Source organism: Enterococcus sp. FDAARGOS_375 (assembly GCF_002393265.1).
Classification (GTDB): domain Bacteria; phylum Bacillota; class Bacilli; order Lactobacillales; family Enterococcaceae; genus Enterococcus_D; species Enterococcus_D innesii.
This window is the reverse complement of record NZ_CP023515.1, coordinates 1,582,936-1,601,041: the sequence shown is the minus strand read 5'-3', so window position 1 is coordinate 1,601,041 and position 18,106 is coordinate 1,582,936. Positions and strand designations below refer to the sequence as shown.

20 protein-coding genes are annotated in these 18,106 nt (G+C 46.3%); all 20 read right to left on the bottom strand.

The window, feature by feature from the left end:
- Nucleotides 1-105: 105 nt before the first annotated feature.
- The 20 genes from flgL to flhA all read right to left on the bottom strand — a co-directional run bounded on the left by flgL (nucleotide 106) and on the right by flhA (nucleotide 18,104).
- Nucleotides 106-1,026 carry a flagellar hook-associated protein FlgL gene (flgL, locus tag CO692_RS08740; RefSeq protein WP_096742052.1) on the bottom strand — a complete coding sequence of 307 codons (921 nt, stop codon included), beginning with the start codon at nucleotides 1,024-1,026 and terminating at the stop codon, nucleotides 106-108.
- A gap of 3 nt (nucleotides 1,027-1,029) precedes the next feature.
- A complete protein-coding gene (gene flgK / locus CO692_RS08735) occupies nucleotides 1,030-2,553 on the bottom strand; it encodes a flagellar hook-associated protein FlgK (protein ID WP_096742051.1) in 1,524 nt (507 codons plus the stop codon).
- Nucleotides 2,554-2,564: 11 nt separating this feature from the next.
- Complete coding sequence (locus CO692_RS08730; protein WP_016609029.1) at nucleotides 2,565-2,921, bottom strand: hypothetical protein; 357 nt, start codon at nucleotides 2,919-2,921, stop codon at nucleotides 2,565-2,567.
- Nucleotides 2,922-3,197, bottom strand: coding sequence for a flagellar biosynthesis anti-sigma factor FlgM (gene flgM, locus CO692_RS08725; protein ID WP_005226638.1), 276 nt, complete (start codon nucleotides 3,195-3,197; stop codon nucleotides 2,922-2,924).
- Nucleotides 3,198-3,292: 95 nt separating this feature from the next.
- The gene (gene fliY / locus CO692_RS08720; RefSeq protein WP_096742050.1) at nucleotides 3,293-4,351 is read right to left on the bottom strand and encodes a flagellar motor switch phosphatase FliY; all 1,059 of its coding nucleotides are present in this window, start codon (nucleotides 4,349-4,351) and stop codon (nucleotides 3,293-3,295) included.
- Nucleotides 4,348-5,358, bottom strand: coding sequence for a flagellar motor switch protein FliM (gene fliM / locus CO692_RS08715; protein WP_005232756.1), 1,011 nt, complete (start codon nucleotides 5,356-5,358; stop codon nucleotides 4,348-4,350). The genes fliY and fliM overlap by 4 nt, the downstream gene beginning before the upstream one ends.
- A 17-nt stretch (nucleotides 5,359-5,375) precedes the next feature.
- Nucleotides 5,376-5,765, bottom strand: a complete 390-nt coding sequence (locus CO692_RS08710; protein ID WP_096742049.1) for a chemotaxis protein CheW — start codon at nucleotides 5,763-5,765, stop codon at nucleotides 5,376-5,378.
- Nucleotides 5,766-5,784: 19 nt separating this feature from the next.
- Nucleotides 5,785-6,147: a response regulator gene (locus tag CO692_RS08705; protein ID WP_096742048.1), complete on the bottom strand. Its 363-nt coding sequence runs from the start codon at nucleotides 6,145-6,147 to the stop codon at nucleotides 5,785-5,787.
- A 14-nt stretch (nucleotides 6,148-6,161) separates the two neighbouring features.
- A complete protein-coding gene (locus tag CO692_RS08700) occupies nucleotides 6,162-6,749 on the bottom strand; it encodes a chemotaxis protein CheC (RefSeq protein ID WP_005226634.1) in 588 nt (195 codons plus the stop codon).
- Nucleotides 6,746-8,797 (bottom strand): chemotaxis protein CheA, encoded by a 2,052-nt coding sequence (locus tag CO692_RS08695; protein WP_096742047.1) that lies wholly within the window; start codon nucleotides 8,795-8,797, stop codon nucleotides 6,746-6,748. Before CO692_RS08695 ends, CO692_RS08700 begins: the two co-directional genes overlap by 4 nt.
- 21 nt (nucleotides 8,798-8,818) lie before the next feature.
- Entirely contained in the window at nucleotides 8,819-9,592 is a 774-nt protein-coding gene (locus CO692_RS08690; protein WP_096742046.1) for a CheR family methyltransferase, read from the bottom strand.
- 5 nt (nucleotides 9,593-9,597) lie between these two features.
- The gene (locus tag CO692_RS08685) at nucleotides 9,598-10,608 is read right to left on the bottom strand and encodes a protein-glutamate methylesterase/protein-glutamine glutaminase (protein ID WP_096742045.1); all 1,011 of its coding nucleotides are present in this window, start codon (nucleotides 10,606-10,608) and stop codon (nucleotides 9,598-9,600) included.
- 15 nt (nucleotides 10,609-10,623) lie between these two features.
- Nucleotides 10,624-11,133 carry a chemotaxis protein CheD gene (locus tag CO692_RS08680; RefSeq protein ID WP_005226629.1) on the bottom strand — a complete coding sequence of 170 codons (510 nt, stop codon included), beginning with the start codon at nucleotides 11,131-11,133 and terminating at the stop codon, nucleotides 10,624-10,626.
- On the bottom strand, nucleotides 11,105-11,608 hold the full coding sequence (locus CO692_RS08675; RefSeq protein ID WP_081117656.1) for a chemotaxis protein CheW: 504 nt from the start codon (nucleotides 11,606-11,608) through the stop codon (nucleotides 11,105-11,107). Before CO692_RS08675 ends, CO692_RS08680 begins: the two co-directional genes overlap by 29 nt.
- An 18-nt stretch (nucleotides 11,609-11,626) precedes the next feature.
- The gene (locus CO692_RS08670) at nucleotides 11,627-12,922 is read right to left on the bottom strand and encodes a methyl-accepting chemotaxis protein (protein ID WP_096742044.1); all 1,296 of its coding nucleotides are present in this window, start codon (nucleotides 12,920-12,922) and stop codon (nucleotides 11,627-11,629) included.
- Nucleotides 12,923-13,076: 154 nt separating this feature from the next.
- Complete coding sequence (locus CO692_RS08665) at nucleotides 13,077-13,787, bottom strand: cell division ATP-binding protein FtsE (protein ID WP_005226626.1); 711 nt, start codon at nucleotides 13,785-13,787, stop codon at nucleotides 13,077-13,079.
- A gap of 12 nt (nucleotides 13,788-13,799) precedes the next feature.
- Nucleotides 13,800-14,582, bottom strand: coding sequence for a flagellar hook-basal body protein (locus CO692_RS18045; RefSeq protein WP_096742043.1), 783 nt, complete (start codon nucleotides 14,580-14,582; stop codon nucleotides 13,800-13,802).
- A 10-nt stretch (nucleotides 14,583-14,592) separates the two neighbouring features.
- Entirely contained in the window at nucleotides 14,593-15,294 is a 702-nt protein-coding gene (locus tag CO692_RS08655) for a flagellar hook-basal body protein (protein WP_077453119.1), read from the bottom strand.
- A complete protein-coding gene (locus tag CO692_RS08650) occupies nucleotides 15,291-15,998 on the bottom strand; it encodes a sigma-70 family RNA polymerase sigma factor (protein WP_005226623.1) in 708 nt (235 codons plus the stop codon). Before CO692_RS08650 ends, CO692_RS08655 begins: the two co-directional genes overlap by 4 nt.
- 30 nt (nucleotides 15,999-16,028) lie before the next feature.
- Nucleotides 16,029-18,104, bottom strand: a complete 2,076-nt coding sequence (gene flhA, locus CO692_RS08645; RefSeq protein ID WP_096742042.1) for a flagellar biosynthesis protein FlhA — start codon at nucleotides 18,102-18,104, stop codon at nucleotides 16,029-16,031.
- Between the last annotated feature and the right edge of the window lie 2 nt (nucleotides 18,105-18,106).

The window sequence follows — 18,106 nt, the reverse complement described above, 5'->3', positions numbered from 1 at the left end:
GTTTCCCTCTGCTACTATTTATCGGAAGAAACCGTTCAGGGTTAAGCCTTTTTTCTAAAAAAATTAAAAAACTTTTGCTCTCAGCAAAGAACAAAAGTTTTTGGGTTAATTTAAATAATCTAGAATGGACATCTGCATGATCTTTGTTCCCATCGCTAATGTTGAACGGTAGGCAGTCATTTGATTTTGATATTCCATATACTTTTCCGCAATATCGACGTCTTGTTTGTTGGACAGTGTTTCGGTCAAGTTCAGCTTTTCCGTCTCATTTCGATCAGCTGCCGCCTCCAAGCGATTGTAGAGGGTGCCGATCTGCGCCCCTACATTCACCACATTAGTGGCATGCTGGTCATGAGCGGTTAAAAGCTCGCCCCCTAAGGCATCTTTATCATCACTGCGCAATGCAGACAACAAATCATTGAAATAGGTGCTTAAATTTTGGGGATCCGCAGCTGTGCCCGTCTCGTTCATCAGACGATCACCGCTGGCTAACAGATCCACTGAGACCCCATTTGCGATTTCTCGCGGCAAGTCTTCGCTGGTGCCATTGTATTTGATACCGACGATGGCGTCATTTTCTTTGACGATCTCAAAAGGCGCCGTCGTCGTATTCGTTCCGCTAAATAGATAGCGGCCATCAAAGTTGGTGTTTAATGATTCAACGATGCCTTCGATCTCTTGCTCGATCTCTGAACGATTTGCCCCTAATTCCTCACTGCCAGCTGTCGCATTGGCAGAAGATTGAACCAACGAGCGAATCCGCAGCATCGAAGTACTGACGCTTTCTAAAGCAGAATCTTGGGCTTTTGTCCAAGAAATACTGTCTTTGATCGTATTGTTGTAAGTTTTGTTTTGATTTAACGACACATTGAGATCCATGATTTTTGAAACCAGCAGCGGATTATCCGAGGACTTGCTGACTTCTTTTAAGCTCGATAGCTGATTCAACGTGGATTGGACTTTGGAGGCGTTGGTTCCTAGATTTCGTAAAAAATCATTGTAGGTGATTGAATTGGAAATACGCATGGTCTACACTCCTGTTCGATTGATCAATGTGTCTAACATTTCAGAAACGACCGATAATATGCGGGCATTGGCCTGAAATCCTTGTTGGAAACGAATCACATCTGACATTTCTTCATTTAATGAAACCCCAGACACCGATTGATTTTTGTATTCTAGTTGATTCAGCAGCGACAATTGGGCACTGACCGTATTGTCGGCTTGCTGTTTTGAGATTCCGTTTTTGGTGACAATGCTGTTAAAATAACTGTTGACACTCATGCCCGATGCTACATTAGCAAACGTCAATGTCTCAGAATCAAAAGAAGCGATCGTCTTTTCTGACAACGGGAAATCCAATTTGGCACTGCTGAGTTTCGCCATTGCAGCAGCTCTTGAACCATCTCCTGCTGCATTGCTCGTTCCGCCGGTCACCAGACTTGGGTTATCTAACAGTGCTTGGCTGACCCGAATCGTCGTCGCTGTGCCGGTATCATCTTGGCCGATCTCAAATAGTCCGCTTGTGCGAGAAGCGCCGCCGATAAAGACCATGTTCATGGCTTGCGCGATCGTCGTCGTAAAGTTGTTCAATTCCGTCAAGCGGCTGCCGATTTCACTAGATGATGCTTGCAGGCCACCAATCGCGCCTTCTTTGATCGGCAATTCTGTATAGGCGGTTTCGCCATTGTCGGTGGTTTTCGTCAACAAGACGGTTCCAGCTGGATAAGACCCTGTAATGGTTTCGGCAGGATTCAAGGCGTTGCCGTCTTTGGAAACCAAGGCGCCTGTATCGCTTTGTCCCACCACCACACTAAGGGTATTGCGTTCCTCCGCACTTAAAATCGTCTGTCCGCTCATGGATACAAACCCACGGCCATACTGATCGGTCTTGGTTTCGATCCCTGCTAGACCCGAGAGATCTTTCAACAGACTGTCTCGACGATCTAAAAGATCATTGGGTGTCTCACCACTCGTCGTCAACCCATAGATCTGTTCATTCAAGGATTGCAGCTGTTTGACCTTTTCATTGAAGTCCAGCGCGGATTTTTCGATGGTATCCAGCGTGTCGCTTTGCAACTGCGTCATTTGTTTGCCCATTTGGTTGATGGTATCGGCAAACGTACTGCTGTTTTCCAGCACGAGGGTCTTAGACGTATCCAGTTCAGGATTGTTGGCTAATGCGGTCCAAGAATCAAACATCGTTGCCAGCTGTTTGGACAGTCCATTGTCAGAAGGCTCATTCATTAAACTTTCCAGCTGTCCTAATATGTCTGCTTTTTGTTCATAATATGTATAGGTAGAATTGGCATTGCGTACTTGTCCAATGACAAAATCATCGACGATCCGTTCGACACTGCCGACTTTCACACCCATACCGATACTGCCGACACCCGCTAAATGATAAGACGCTTCGGCTTGCAAGTTGACTCGTTGTCTTGAGTAGCCGTCTGTATTGGTATTTGCAATGTTATGGCTGCTGGTTTGCAACGCTGCTTGATTGGCGGTCATGCCCCGGGTTGCGGTGCCTAATGAACCAAATAGTCCTGTCATAGAAGTACTCCTTACATTTTTTGATCGATGATCGCTGTTGAGACAGCTTGTTTTTCTTGGTATTTCGAATACGTATTTGCCGGTGTCTTGATATTTTCTTTGACTGCATCCATCAAAACAGTTTGGAAACTAATGGCTTGCTCCGTCAGCAGGAGATTTTCGGCTTGCTGCACTTGGATCTGGCGGATGAGTTCTTTGATCGCCACTGAAAGAGTTCCTTCATACGTGGAAAAAACGGGTACGAAGGCGGTTTTTTTCTCGACGAGTTCTGGTAATTTTTCTGCTTGATTTTTGATCAAGCAGGTCTTTTCTTTTTGCAGCAACCGCAAGAACTGCTGAAGCTGACGCTCAAATTCCCGTTCTGTCATCTAGTCGACCTGCTTTTCATCTTGTTGCAGCATTTTATCTGCGATCGTTTCGGCAGATACTTGGTAGGTGCCTTCTTTGATCGCTCGTTTCAATTCTGCCACTCGCTCACTGCGACTGGCTGTTTGATTGGCACTCTTTTGAATGGCTTGAGCTGTTTCGGACAATTGAACATCGACGGTTTTTTCTGTCTGAGCAGCAGATGGCTTTTCTTGTTTGACCGCTTCACGTTTGATGGCCTTGTCGCTGTATTCTGCGTAACCTCTTTCGATTTTCATAGGTTCTCCTCCGTTCTCATTCTTCTACCCTCTACTATCGGTCAAATCACAAAAAAGTTAAACCCATATGTTTAACTTTTTGCGATTTCTTCAAATTAATGCAAATTGTGGATGCGTTGTTTTTGCGAAAGAATGTTGGTGATCCGCACACCAAAGTTTTCATTGATGACCACGACTTCCCCAGTGGCGATCAGTTTGCCGTTCAACAAAATCTCTAGCGGTTCATCCGTCAGTTTTTCCAGCTCGATGACGGACCCCGTATTGAAAGATAAAATATCCTTAATGGTTTTTTTGCTGCGGCCTAACACGACACTTAGATCCAATGGCACATCAAGGATCAAGTCCAAATTATCCCCATCGCTCACTCCGCTGGAGGCCAATGTTTGAAACGCCGGTTTGCTGACTTCCACGGGCTTTGATGCAGCCGCTGGTTCTGGCGTAGGTGCAGCAACGGGTGCCGTTGGCTGCGGTGTTGGTGTTTCCCGAGTAACGACAGTCGCTTCATCGGACAGCATCGCACTGGCGATATCGTTGACCACCGGATCCGTAAAGATCTGCATGATTTTGCTTTTGATCAGACCTTCGACGCGCAAAGAAAATGAGATACAATAAATCTCTTCCTCTGCCTCGATCCCGCTATACTCAATGTTTTCTGGCGTCTCCCATAGTTTGACGATCGGCGGTAAGATATCCACTTTGCGGCTGATCATCGTTGCCATCGAAGTCGAGGCCGTCCCAATCATTTGGTTCATGGCTTCGGCCACAGCACTTAGCTCTAATTCTGTAAATTGAGTGTTGCTGGTTTCACCGGTTCCACCCATCATCAAATCAGCGATCACGATGGCATCCTTGACTTCTAACAGCATCAAATTACTGCCTAAAAGGCCTTCTTTAAATTCAACTGTCGTCGCTACTTTTGGTGCAACGAGGTCGTTTAAGATCTCACCAAATTTGATTTTAGACACCCGGGGAGTCGTGATGCTGACCCGACGATCAAGAATGGAAGACAACGTCGTCGCCGCTTGCGACATGGAGATATTGCCAACTTCGCCGATAATGTCGACTTTGACTTGCTCTTCTAATCCTTGCGGCTGGGTTGGGGCACTTTGATTCAACAATGCATCGATTTCTGCTTGGGATAAACGTTCACTCATAGTTCTTGCTCCTCTTCTAACTTGTCTAATAATTCAATGGCTAAACGGTCCTCTTGCTTCCCAGGTTTTGCTCGGAAGTAAGGTTTTCCATCGATGAAGGTCTCTAATGGTTCAGTAATTTTTTTATCTAGTTTGATGACATCGCCTTCTTCTAAGTGGAGAAACTCAGAAAGACTCATTTGAGCATGGCCCAGCAGAACTTCTAAATTCAAACCGACCCCATTCAAACTTTTTTGCAACTCGCGGCTATCGTCTTGGTTGACGGGCTGATTGCTATCAAACCAATTGCGGAAACTTAATTTATCAATGATCCCTTCAAAAAAGACATAGGGGATACATAGATTGATGAAATGTTTCACTTCAAAAATTTTGATAGTAAAGGTCACTAATACGACGGGTTCGTTGGGCGACATGTTTTGCATCAATTGCGGATTCGTATCGATTCCATCCAAAACCGAATCCAAGGCAACGATGTCCTTCCAAACATTTTGGTAGACCCGTACAAATTGTGCTACTACTTCTTCCAAGATCGCTGTTTCAATATCAGTAAAACTTTTTTTCTCGCTAAAATCCATTTCGATCGGCTTGTTTTGATAGACATCCAAGCCGCCGCACAACAACTCCACCAACATCATACACAGTTGTGGGTTCATCTCGATCATTTGGATCCCGCTCAAAGGCTGCGAATGAAAGAGCCCCAACAAAGTAAATTTTGGTATCGAATGGATAAATTCGTCATAACTGACTTGTTCGATAGCTGCCAACTGCAAAGAAACATTGGTCCGCAGTTGGGTAGAAAGCATGCTGCTGCTCATCTTCGAGAAATCCTCGAAGATCATGTGCAGGGTATTGACGTATTCTTTCGACAGCTTTGTTGGTCGGCGAAAATCGTAGGCTTTCACTTTGGCTTGTTTGTCTTCTATCTCAATAATTTCTTGATCGATCTCTCCGCTGCTCATCGCATTCAACAATAAATCAATCTCTTGCTGCGTCAATACCTGATCCACACTAATCCCCCATTTTTTTAAAAAATCATGTGATCGATTTGAATCACACTGGCTACTTTTTCACCGATCGGCACGACCCCAACGGCGTGTTCTGTCTCTTGATTGCCTAGTTGGATATCGTCTTCGGTGATATCAAGAACTTCAATTACTTCTTCTACGAGGACCCCTTTGGTCTCCTCTTGCTTCTTCATGATCAATATGTTTTTTTCGTAGGCTGGTTCCATGATGGGAATCAATTTTGCCAAACGAATCACCGTTACGACAGACCCCCGCAGATTGATCAACCCTTCCACCCACTCTGGTGCTAAGGGCACCTTCGTAAAAGAAGGGGCATCAATGACCTCGTCCACCGAGTCCGCCGAGATCAAATAGTACTGCTGAGCCATTTTGAAAAGAATCATCTGCATGTCGCTATCCTCCTAGGCATTAGGCAAAGGCTTTGTCGATGGCAGTGATTACGCGGTCCGTATCAAAGGGCTTCACGATAAAGTCCACCGCACCGGCGCGAATCGCATCCGTCACCATTCCTTGTTGTCCCATGGCACTGCACATTACGACTTTGGCCTGCGCATCAAACGTGCGGATCATTTTTAATGCCTCTAAGCCATCCACTTCTGGCATCGTGATATCCATGGTCACTAAGTCTGGTGTCGTTGCTTGGTATTTTTCAAAAGCCTCTTGGCCATTTTGGGCTTCCCCCACGACTTCATAGCCGTTTTTTTCTAAAATATCCTTTAATTTCATGCGCATAAATACCGCATCATCCACGATCAATACTTTTTTTGACATTGTATTTGCCCCTTTCAAATTCCTAATGAATCAAATATGTTTTCTAGTACACCGATTTCTGGAATCAAAAATAACGATGCCTCTAATGTTTCTTTGGCGTAGACGAACTCATTACGGATCACCATCACCTGCTCATCATACTGGGCCATCGCCAAATAGATGGAGCTGATCGCTGCGCCAAAGAAATCATAGCTGGCGCTTGGTAAAGACGCACTCAGCTGGGTTTCCAACAGTTGCCCGATCGCGATCAAAAAAGAATTGGTAAGGATGTTGGTCAACTCGTTGATGACCGATTGCTTCAATTCTTCAGACGGATCGCTTTCTTGGATCATCAACTGACGCAATTTTGCGGCGGATTCATCCGTTAAGACAAACAAGAAGATCCCTCGAAATGCCCCTTCGATCTGGCTCATCACCACATGAACTTCTTTGTCTTCCGCCATGATCTGCTGATACAGGTCCTCATACGCTAGAATCTCGACTTCCGGTACCCGCATATCGATCGGTTGTTGGACGAGCTTTGATAAACTAGTCGCAGCGTGACCACCGCCGATATTGATCAGTTCTTTTAGGCCATCGATCTGCAGCGCTGTATAGCTCATAAGCGGTCATCCTTTTTTTCCTGACAGATGGCATGAATGTCTAGGATCAGTGCGATCGAGCCGTTGCCCATAATCGTTGCCCCTTGATAGCGATTCAGCTTTTGCAGCAATGGATCGATTTTCTTGATGACGATTTCTTGCTGGCCGATCAGCTCATCTGCCAAAATGCCGTGAAACTGCTGGTCATTGTTGACGATGATGGCGAATTTTTTCTCAGATGGATCGCCTTCGATCGCTAAGAGTTGATCGGTCCGAACCAAGGGAATCAACTCCTCTTGAAAACGATAGACCTCATCCGAGACCGTCTGGATGATCTCTTCTTCTTTGACCATCACCACGCGTTCGACGAGATTTAGTGGGATCGCAAAGGTTTCTGCTCCGACGCGAACCATCAACGCTTGAATGATCGACAGAGTCAATGGCAATTTGAACACAAACTGCGTGCCTTTATTTGGCTGACTCTTCATTTCGATCGTGCCCCCTAGTTGGGTGATCTTGGATTGCACGGCATCCATCCCGACACCGCGCCCAGAAATGTTAGTCACTTCTTGCGCAGTTGAAAAACCAGGATGGAAAATCAGCTGCTGCAACGCTTCATCGGAAAGACCTTCCGTTGCTAAGCCTTTCTTTTCAGCACTTGCTTTGATTACTTGCGGATCAAGGCCTTTGCCATCATCCTCTAAAGTAATGATCACGCGATTGCCTTCTTGGTAGGCCGCCAAGCGAATCGTGCCCTTGCGCGGTTTGCCCAGTTTTTCCCGAACATCGGGTGCTTCGATGCCGTGATCGACAGAATTACGCAATAGATGGACCAGAGGTTCACTCAACTCAGAAACCACTGTTTTATCCAATTCCGTTTCTTCCCCAAAAATGACAAGTTCCATTTCCTTTTGCAGTTCATTGGATAAGTCCCGAACCATTCGCGGAAAGCGACTAAAGACGACATTGACTTGCTGCATGCGGATCCGCAAGACCAAATCTTGCAGCTCAGAGGTCAATCGTGAAACTTGCTCTAAGGGGTCTTTGACTACTTCGATGTTTTCCCGCTCACTGACATCTTCTAATTGATTGCGATAGACCACCAATTCGGACACGAGATCCAAGAATGAATCTAAGCGATTCAAGTCGACTCGGATCGATTGATTTTGGGCGGACGCATGATGCGCGGGCGCCGGCGATTTTTCTTTCGTTTCTGTTGTCGCTTGCTGAAGAGCAGAAGTCTCTGACTCTGGGGTCGGTGCTGGTTGAAGCAGCTCTTCTGCCTCCTCCAACACAGCAGCTGAAGGATCAAACGGTGCCACCACGAAGGCTTCGATTTCACTATTGCTGGCGATGTTTTGCTCGACATCAGCCAGTGTTTGCTGCGTCAAATACAGCAGTGAAAAATCTGATTCAAAGGTGCCTTCTTCGAGTGTTTGGGCATCTGGTTCTGTATAAAGAACATCCCCTGCTTGGCCAAGCTTTTCCATGATCAAGAAGGCACGAGCACCTTTTAACATGGATTGGGCATCTAAGCGAACAGCAATTTGGACCGCTTGATAGCCATCTCCAGCCGCTTGCTCGATCACATACAGATCAGAAGGATCGATCTGTTGAAGCTGTGGGGTTAACGCGCCCACTGCGGTGGGGTTTTGGCTTGCTTCTGTCTCGGTTGATATACCGCCAGAATGTTCCGTTTGGTCAAGTTCGGCCAATAAATCGGCAATTTGAGCTGGCTGCAGGTCTCGTTCTTCCCGCAAGTCCTCCACAAGTTCTGACAGCCGATCCAGACATTTGAAAATCAATGAGATCGATTGCTGGGTCACTTGCAAGGTCCCAGTTTTAAATAACTCAAAAATATTTTCCATTTTATGGGTCAGCTGCGTCATGACGTCATAGCCCATCGTTGCCGCCATCCCTTTAAGGGTATGGGCAGAACGGAAAATATCATTCAGCAAGGCGCTATCTTTTGGATCGTTTTCCAATTGCAAGACATGATCATTCAACTGCGCTAAATGATCGTCTGTTTCTTCAAAGAAAAGGGTACGATAGACACTATTGTCATCCAAATGGGTCCCTCCTTTACAAAATTATACTTTTTGATAGATAAACGAATCGATTTTCTTGAGGCCGAATTGCTCCGCAAAATTGATCGTTTCTGTCGCTCCCGTAAACAAAATGCCCCCTGGGACCAATGCATCGCTGAATTTTTGATAGACGGCATCCCGAGCATCACTTTTGAAATAAATCGTCACATTGCGGCAAACGATCACATCAAAAGGCCCATTGTACGGGTCTTTCAAAAGATCGTGTTGCTTAAAATGAACCCGCCGTTTGATTTCTGGTTTGATCTGAAATTGGTTCTTTTCTTTTGCATCAAAAAAACGGGTACGTTCTGCCGCTGAGACATTCCGCAATTCGTGGTCTCGATAGAGTCCTTGCTTGGCTTTTGCCAAAATTTGCGTATCGATATCGGTAGCCAAGACATTGGCTGCGGCAATTTGGTTTTTTTCTAGCAGCATCGCGATCGTATAGGGTTCTGCCCCAATCGAACATGCGGCACTCCAAATTTTGGGCAGCGGGGTTTTCGGGAGAACAATGGTTTTCAAGACGCGTTCAAAGGCGTCAAACAGTTCTTTGTTGCGATAAAATTCCGTTACGTTAATGGTGATATGAGCTAAAAAAGCCGCCCGCACCCCGTCATCGCCTTCGATCAATTGCTGGTATTCCCTCAACGTCTTTGCCCCGCTGTTTTCCATGATCGTAAGGATGCGGCGCTGCATTTGATTTTCTTTGTATGCGGCTAAGGGAATCCCTAATCGGCGATCCACCCACGCATTAAATAAGGCAAATTCTTCTTCCATCTTCTTCACCTGACCATCTGTGCAATTTTTGCTTCAATGCCCTGCAATGGCAGGACTTCATCCACGATTCCTTGTTCAATGGCATACCGCGGCATCCCAAAGACTGTACACGTTTCTTTGTCTTGAACGATCGTATAGCCCCCAGCCGCTTGGATCTGTCGTAAGCCAGCGGTGCCGTCTTTTCCCATCCCCGTCAAAACCACTGCCGCTAGTTGCGGGCCATAGTAGTCAGCTGCTGAGGAAAAAAGATAATCGACGGTTGGCCGCGTCCCATGCCGTTTTTCTCGCTGGTCCAGCTGCAGGTGCCCTTGTTGGACCGTCATGTGGTAATCCCCTGGACAAAGATACACTTGATTTTCGATCCGCATGCCGTCGACTGCTTCTTGTACTCGGACGGTTGTCTCTGTGTCTAAGCGTTTTGCAAAGGAAGCCGTGAAGCCCGCTGGCATATGCTGAACGATCAAAATCGGGCAACGCAAACGTGCAGGCAGACGGCGAATAATTCCCAGCAAAGCACGGGGTCCGCCTGTTGAAGCACCAATGACTAGCGCATCAAGTGATACAGGCAAGCTGTTTTGTGTCAGCTTAGTGGGCTGGGCAATCGTTGGCACTGGCGGGTGAACCGTACCGACTTCATGATCCATCGCCAAAATCTTTTGATGAAATTCAGCGATCCATTCTTTTTCGATCATCGATAGACTGACAGGTTTTTCCACAAAATCTCGGGCGCCAAGCGCCAAAGCCTCAATCGTGGTTTCTTGATTGGTTAATGAACTAAGCATGATAACGGGAATGGCTGATTGCTGTTTCATCCTCCGCAAGGTCTCTAATCCGTTCATCACTGGCATCTCCACATCCATTACTACCAAATCGATCGCTTCTTTGGTCAGATAGTCCAATGCTTGTTTGCCATTGCGGGCAGCGACGGTCACCTCGATATCAGGCAGCTGATTCAATAAATCTGTCACTACTTTCCGCATGAATGCCGAATCATCGACGATCATTACTTTTTTCATGTCCCTGTACTCCTTTTACAAATAAACGATTTCTTGTTTGACTTGCCGAACCATGGTCTTGAAATCCTGAAGATCCACGATCATCGTTCGACCAGCGCTGCCGCCAACATGTTTGGCTACGATCGGAATGTTTAGCCGAGCCAAGACTTCCTCGACGGCTTCAATATTGCGCTGACCAATATTGCTGGCAGCGTTAAGCGTCTGGAACTGAAACATATTGGCGCCACCAACGATTTTCGCTTGAAAGCGAGGCCGACGGATCTTTTGTTCCAGCTCAGCCACCATCGCTGGCAATGCCAAGTCCGCAAACTTCTCGGGCTTGATTTCCCGCTTGTGCAAAAAAGGCTGACTATCTGGCAGCATAATATGACTCAAGCCGCCGATATGACTGGCTTCATCGTAAATGATCGTGCCGATGCAAGAACCTAAACCCACCGTGATCAAACGCGTCGGCGCTTGGGCGATCTTATACTCCGAGATCCCCACATGCAGTTCCTCATTCACGGTCATCATTGTCATGGTCATTGGCGGCTGCCAATTCCTCTGTCTGATAGGCGTCTAACTCCGCCGTCATCTCAGCGGCTTGTTCATAGCTGAAGAGAAACGGCAGCTCCAATGCCAGCACAAGTTCATCGTCTTTTTTCAGAAAGGCTTCGATATAGTTTTGCTTGAGTCCTGATGTATTTAGTTCCGCATTGCTAGGACTTTCAACGAGCGGTAAAATGCCGACGATCTCTTCCACGTAAAGGCCGATCGCCTGCTCTTGCCAGTGACACAACAAGACCACATTTTGCCCGGTTTCCGGTGTAAATTCATCAAACAGCTTTTTGCGGATGTCAATGATCGGCACCATCGCCTCTTCAAAAGGCTGGATCCCCAGCACGAAATCCGCCACTTCTGGCAGCTGTGTAAAAGGAGCAGCCTCAATGACCCGTACCACATAGTCGATACGCAAGGCAAAGAGTTGTTGATGACTTTTAAATACAACGTATTGTTCCATTGGCGTCACTGCTCCTTTTTAGAATTTGAAACTATCCACTTGGAATTTAAGGATAGTGGCGATCGTTTCGATCTCTTGCACATTCCGTTCAAAGTCTTCGATGACTAAGTAGAAGTCTTCTAAGTTTGCCGTTACTTCTTGGGTGCCGGCAGAGGTTTCCGAAACAGCAGCCGAAATGTTGCTGACGGAAACTTGAACCATGTCTTTTTTCTCAACGATCCCGGTAATATGGGCTTCCACGGCTTGAATACTTGAAACCAATTTTTCGACAATATCAGAGATCTCATTGGCTGACTCGATCGCTTTGTTGATATTGTTGGTTTGTTTTTCGCCGCTTTCAAAGGAATCCGTCACTGCAGAGACCACTTTTTCCGATTTTTTGCGGATCGTTTCAATGATCGAACGAATGCTTTTCGTTGATTGACTGCTTTGTTCCGCCAAGCTGCGGACTTCTTCCGCAACGATGGCAAACCCTCGGCCCGCTTCTCCAGCTCGAGCTGCTTCAATGGATGCATTCAATGCCAGTAAGTTGGTCTGATCAGAAATGTCATTGATCAGCTGAACGATCTTACCGATGCTTTGGACATCTTCGTTCATGTCGTTCATGCTTTCTACTAATTCTGCTTGGTTTTGCCGTTCGATCTCCCAGCTTTCAAATACATGGAACATCATTTCTGAATTGTGGACATTGCTGCTTTGGGATTGACCGACATAGTCATTCATCAATTCGATCTCTTTGTAGATCTCTTCGATATTTAAGGCTAGCTCGTCCATATCAAAGGAGGTTTGTTCCGCTTCGGAGGCTTGTGAACTAGTGGCATCTGCGATGGCATTCATCGTCTGACGCACATTTTCAATTGAATTTTTGGCATTTTTTGAGGTTGTCGTTAGGCCGCCTACCATTTTTTCCATTCGGCTGCTTTCTTCGTACATACCAACGATCACCGCTTTGAAGGTGTTTAAAACCCCTTGAAAACGATTTTGAACTTGCCCAAAAAGAGAAGTCTGGTCGCTGCTGCCGATCTCATCGATATGCGACAGATCGCCAGAACCGACTGCTTCTAGTTCTGTCAATAACGTATCCATGCCCGAATGGGTCTCTTTTTTTACCAAATAGGTCATTCCTACTAACACTGCGATTTCTAGCAGCAGTACGATTACTGAAAAAATAAAGAAACTTTTTGCTGCTTGTCCGTCTCCGTGGGTGCGGATCACGAAGAAATAGCATCCTAATAATACGATCAGGGTAAATCCTAGCGGAATCAACGCCGCCAAGCGGATTTTTTTGATGATAGCTTGTACCTTCTTCTTCATAACAGTATCCTTTCCTATGCAAAATGATCAGTCGTGCTGTTTATCAAGATTCGCTCTTCACTTGATAATCGTTGGGTCACTCCTTCTTTATCCGATTATGAAAACAATCTTCTAGTTCTTTAATCGGATCTTTTGCTAGAAAAGTTAAGCATCTTCACCAGACATATGTATCTTTTGGATCAGCAAAGCGCGTATAGCCGCCTTGGTATTCATCCCGAACCAAACGACCGTTTTGCAGCTCGACTACTCGATTACGGACCGTATTGACCATCGTACTGTCGTGGGTCGCCAAGAGGATCGTGGCACCGACTTGATTGATCCGCAAGAGTAGTTTCATGACTTCAACGGCTGATTTGGCATCCAGATTGGCAGTGGGCTCATCGGCGATCAAGACTGCTGGCTCTGTGACGATCGCTCGCGCGATCGCTACTTTTTTGCGCTGTCCCACGGAAAGCTCCTCAGGATAGTGATCCTTTTGAGGAAACATGCCTACCAGTTGTAGCGCTTTGGCGGTTTTTTCCTGACGCAGCTTGCGGGGAGTGCCTAGTACTTGCAGCGCATAATCGACGTTTTTGGCAACCGTCAGATAAGGAAGCAAAAGGTCTTCTTGTCCGACGATACCGACTTGTCGTCGAACCATATAGAGATGACGGTCTTTGAGTTGTTCCAACAAGACATTGCCGACTTGGATAGAACCAGCCGAAAGCTCTTCTTCTTTCAAGAGCAATTTGAATAAGGTCGATTTGCCCGCACCGCTGGGACCCACCACATAGATAAATTCTCCTTGAGGGATCGCAACAGAAATATCGGCCAATGCCAACGTACCATTGCTGAATTTTTTACTGACCTTGGTTAAGCGAATCATGTTCTTTCTCCTCTAATCTGTAAAACGATTGATCACAGACCACATCTCATCGGCTGTCTGCATGGCTTTCGTGTTCAATCCATACGCACGTTGGGTCGTTAACAAGTCTGTCATGGAAGTCGCTAGATCCACCGTCGACTGTTCTAACTGTCCTTGCAAAACGCTGCCAAAGGCTGCCGGATTGGTTTGCGAAGTAAGCAACGCTTGATCACCGGCACGGTACAGTTGGTTGCCCACTGGTGTGATGTTTTCTGTATTCGTTGGCTGATAAAGGGTCAGCTGCCCCAACACGCGAGTCTGACCATTTTCTTCCGTCGTCAACTGACCGCTGGCACCTATTGCGATTTGCTGCGCATCTGGCCACTGCGCGGTTGGTACGTTTGTGGTCATTGCCACAGGGTACCCTTCACTATTGACTAATTGCTTGTTCTCACTTAAATGAAAATTGCCTGCTCGACTCAGCAGTAATTGACCGGTTTGGTCCCGAACCCCGAAAAAGCCATTGCCTTGGATCGCGAGATCTAATGGCTGAGCAGTGCCCGCCAGATTGCCTTGGGCAAAACTGGTAGTCGTAGTCGCTTTTGCCCCCATTGACGCACCATATTGGGCGGCGTTGCCATTAAATAGCGTTTCTTCTGCACCGATGGCATTTTCCATCAATGTTTGAAAGTGCGTCGTTTGTGCTTGGTAGCCATTGGTATTGACGTTGGCGATGTTGTTGGCTGTCGTGTCTAAGTTTGTCTGCAAATGATTCAACCCAGAACGGCTGATTCCTAATAATCCACTGATATTCATTGACTCATCCTCAAATCTTTCCTAATTCGTTGACCGCTTTTTGCAATGTTTGATTCGTTGAACTCAAGACTTTCTGATTGGCTTCAAATTCCCGAGAAGTCTGGATCATCGCCACCATTTCATCGGCAACCGCTACATTGGCTTGTTCTAAGGCACCTTGCTGGATCACTGGTGCATTCACCGTGGTTCCTGCTGCGTTGCTAGTCACGTAGTTTTGACCAGCTGTAGTCAATGCTTCTTGGGGGAATGTTTGGATCTGAAAGTTCGCTGGTCCTAAGGCGCTGACTGCTTGTCCATTGGCACCCAAGACAAGATAGCCTTCTTGTGTCACGTATTGATTCTGCTGATTGACGGTAAAGTCGCCATTTCTCGTATACAACCGCTGACCCGCATTGTTTTGAACGACAAAGTAGCCTTCGGAAAGCAGTGCAAAATCGCTGGCTTGTCCCGTCTGTTTGACAGCACCTTGGTCTTGACTGATCGTACTGCCTGCCAATTGGGTCCCTAAAGACAATCCACCAATGTCACGGCGGGTATCCGCATTGGGCCCGCTTTGGTAATTATGCAATGCCACTTCATCTAGCGCCGACTGGAATAAGGTTTTTGCTTGATATCCTGTTGTATTGACATTAGCAATATTGCCGCTCGTCGTCTCTTGTCGCTTTTGTAATAATGAAATGTTCCGTGATAAGACATCCAATCCTCGAATCATGCCAGTTCCTCCTCAATCAATGTGCGCAATTTGGCAATCGTTTTGCCATGAATTTGTGAAACTCGCGGAATCGAGACTTCTAAGATTTCAGCGATTTCTTTTAACGTCAGTTCTTCGGTATAGTACAAACTTAAAATCAATTGTTCCCGTTCCCCTAATTTTTTGATGCACGCCACCAAGGCGGTGCGTTTTTCTTCAGCGACCAAGGTCTCTTCGACATTTTCGGCTGGATCCCGAACCATATCTTTTAAGGTCATGCCTTCTTCTTGGTAAGCAAACAAGGTATCTTCCAAAGAGACGCTGGCTAAGTAGTGCAGACTCTCATAAATATCCGCTAGTTGACTTTGGTTGATTCCCAGCTGTTTGCAGATCTCGGTGTCGGTCGCTTCTCTTTTGAGGCTTTGCTCCAACTCTTGCCGTGCTTGATAAAACTGATTGACTGCCGCCATTTTGTATCGGGAGATTTTGGCGTGCTTGCGTACTTCATCAATAATTGCCCCTTTGATGCGAATCGCTGCATAGCTTTCAAAAGGAACTTTTTTTGAGGGATCGAATTTCCGCAAGGCATCCATCAGCCCAATCACCCCAATATTGTAGAGATCGCCTGATTCATAATCGGCGGTTTTGATAGACAGGCGCTGAACCACCCGTTCCACTAGCGGCAAATACTTGATGATCTCCGCTTCTCGATCGACTTCATACATCGGCGATGCCCCTTCCTAAGAAAATTCTGCTTAAATGTCAATACTGCCCACCGTTTCGATCGCAATTTCATTGGGAATCTCATTTAGAGAAAGAACGGCGATATCTGGAAAATTAAAAACGATCATTTTTTTGAATGCTAACCGGATCTTAGGCGATGCCAGAATCACGAAATTGATATTTTGAGCGATCGCTGCATGTTGGATCCCACTGATGGAATCCAACAGCTTGGTCACGGTATCTGGTTTTAAGACCGGGTACGAGCCAGTTGCGGTTTTTTGGATACTTTGAGCGATGATTTCTTCTAGTTTCGGCTGGATCACCGCTACTTGCAGCTCGTGGTTCTCATTGGCATACTTGGCAGCGATCGTCCGTTTCAATGCTTGGCGGACATATTCTGTCAAAACTTCTACGTCTTTCGTGACAACGCCGTAATCGGCTAAAGTTTCTAAGATCGTTGCTAAGTCATTGATGGGAATTTGCTCATCCAATAAATTTTGTAAAACTTTTTGGACCTCGCCGAGCCGTAAAATATCGGGGATCAATTCATCGATCACGACATTGTACTGCTCTTTGATGCCCTCCAATAATTTCTTGACTTCTTGGCGACCTAACAGCTCTGGTGCATGGGCATAGATGATTTCTTTTAAGTGTGTTGCGATCACGGTCAACGGCTCGATAATCGTAAACCCTTGCAGATCCGCCATCTCCTTATCGGATTCATCGATCCACATAGCATCCAGATGAAAGGCTGGTTCTTTTGTTGCGATTCCTTGAAAAGGAAACGGCTCTTCATTCGGACTGATCACCATGACTTTATTCGGGTAAATATCGCCGCGGCCGACTTCGTTGCCGCGGATCTTGATCACGTAATCGTTGGCATCCAAATAGAGATTGTCGCGAATACGAACGGGACTGACTAAGATCCCTAATTCTCTAGCACTCTGTTTACGGATCGCCACGATGCGGTTCATCAAGCTGTTGTCGATCGAACGATCCACGATAGGGATCAGACCATACCCGATTTCCACTGAGATTGGTTCCACTTGGAAGGAAGCCACGGAATCGTCTTCTTCCTGTGCTTCTTTTTTGCGTTCCAGTGCCAATTTTTGTTCCCATTGTTTTTGTTCCACTCGCTGCTTTTCTTCTTTTTGCGTCACCAGAAAGCTGGCTGCGAAAAGGCCTAAGCCAATCAACACAAAAGGCACAAACGGAAACCCAGGAACTAAGGCTAAGACGAAGAGAATCGCCCCCACGATCCGAAACAGTTGGGGATTACGCATCACATCTGACGCAATATCTAAACCAAAGGAACTATCGTTATCAGAACGAGTCACGATCACCCCAGAAGCAATGGAAATCAATAAAGAGGGAATCGAGCTGACCAAGCCATCCCCGATTGCCAGTTTCCCGAATTGGGCGAAGGCTTCCATGACGGTCATTTGTCCCCCCATGGAGAAAATGATCGCCCCGCCGACTAGATTGATGACAGTGATCAAAATCCCTGCGATCGCATCCCCTTTGACAAACTTGCTGGCACCATCCATCGAACCAAAGAAGTCAGCTTCTCGCTGCAGATCTTTTCGTCGTTTGCGGGCATCCGCTTCCGTGATCAATCCGGCATTTAGGTCGGAATCGATCGCCATTTGCTTGCCGGGCATCGCATCTAATGTGAAGCGAGCAGTTACCTCGGAGACACGCCCTGCACCATTGGTCACGACGACTAGCTGAACCACCATGATGATCACGAACAAAATGATCCCCACGATATAATTGCTGCCGGCAACGACATTGGCGAAGGCATCGATCACGTGTCCGCCATTTCCTTGGGTCAAGATCAACCGAGTGGAAGATAGGTTCAAACCTAAACGAAACATCGTTGTGATCAGCAGCAAGGTTGGAAACGTAGTGAATTCCAACACTGATTTTGTAAACAGGGTGATCAGTAAAATGTTGATCGCGATCGTCAAATTGATAATGATCAAAATATCTAATAGTGCACTCGGTAATGGAATAATAATCAAACCAATAATAGCTAGGATGATCACCGAGATTAAGATATCCGCCAGACCAATGCCTTTTTTCGGTTTTGAGGCAGCCTCATTCATTT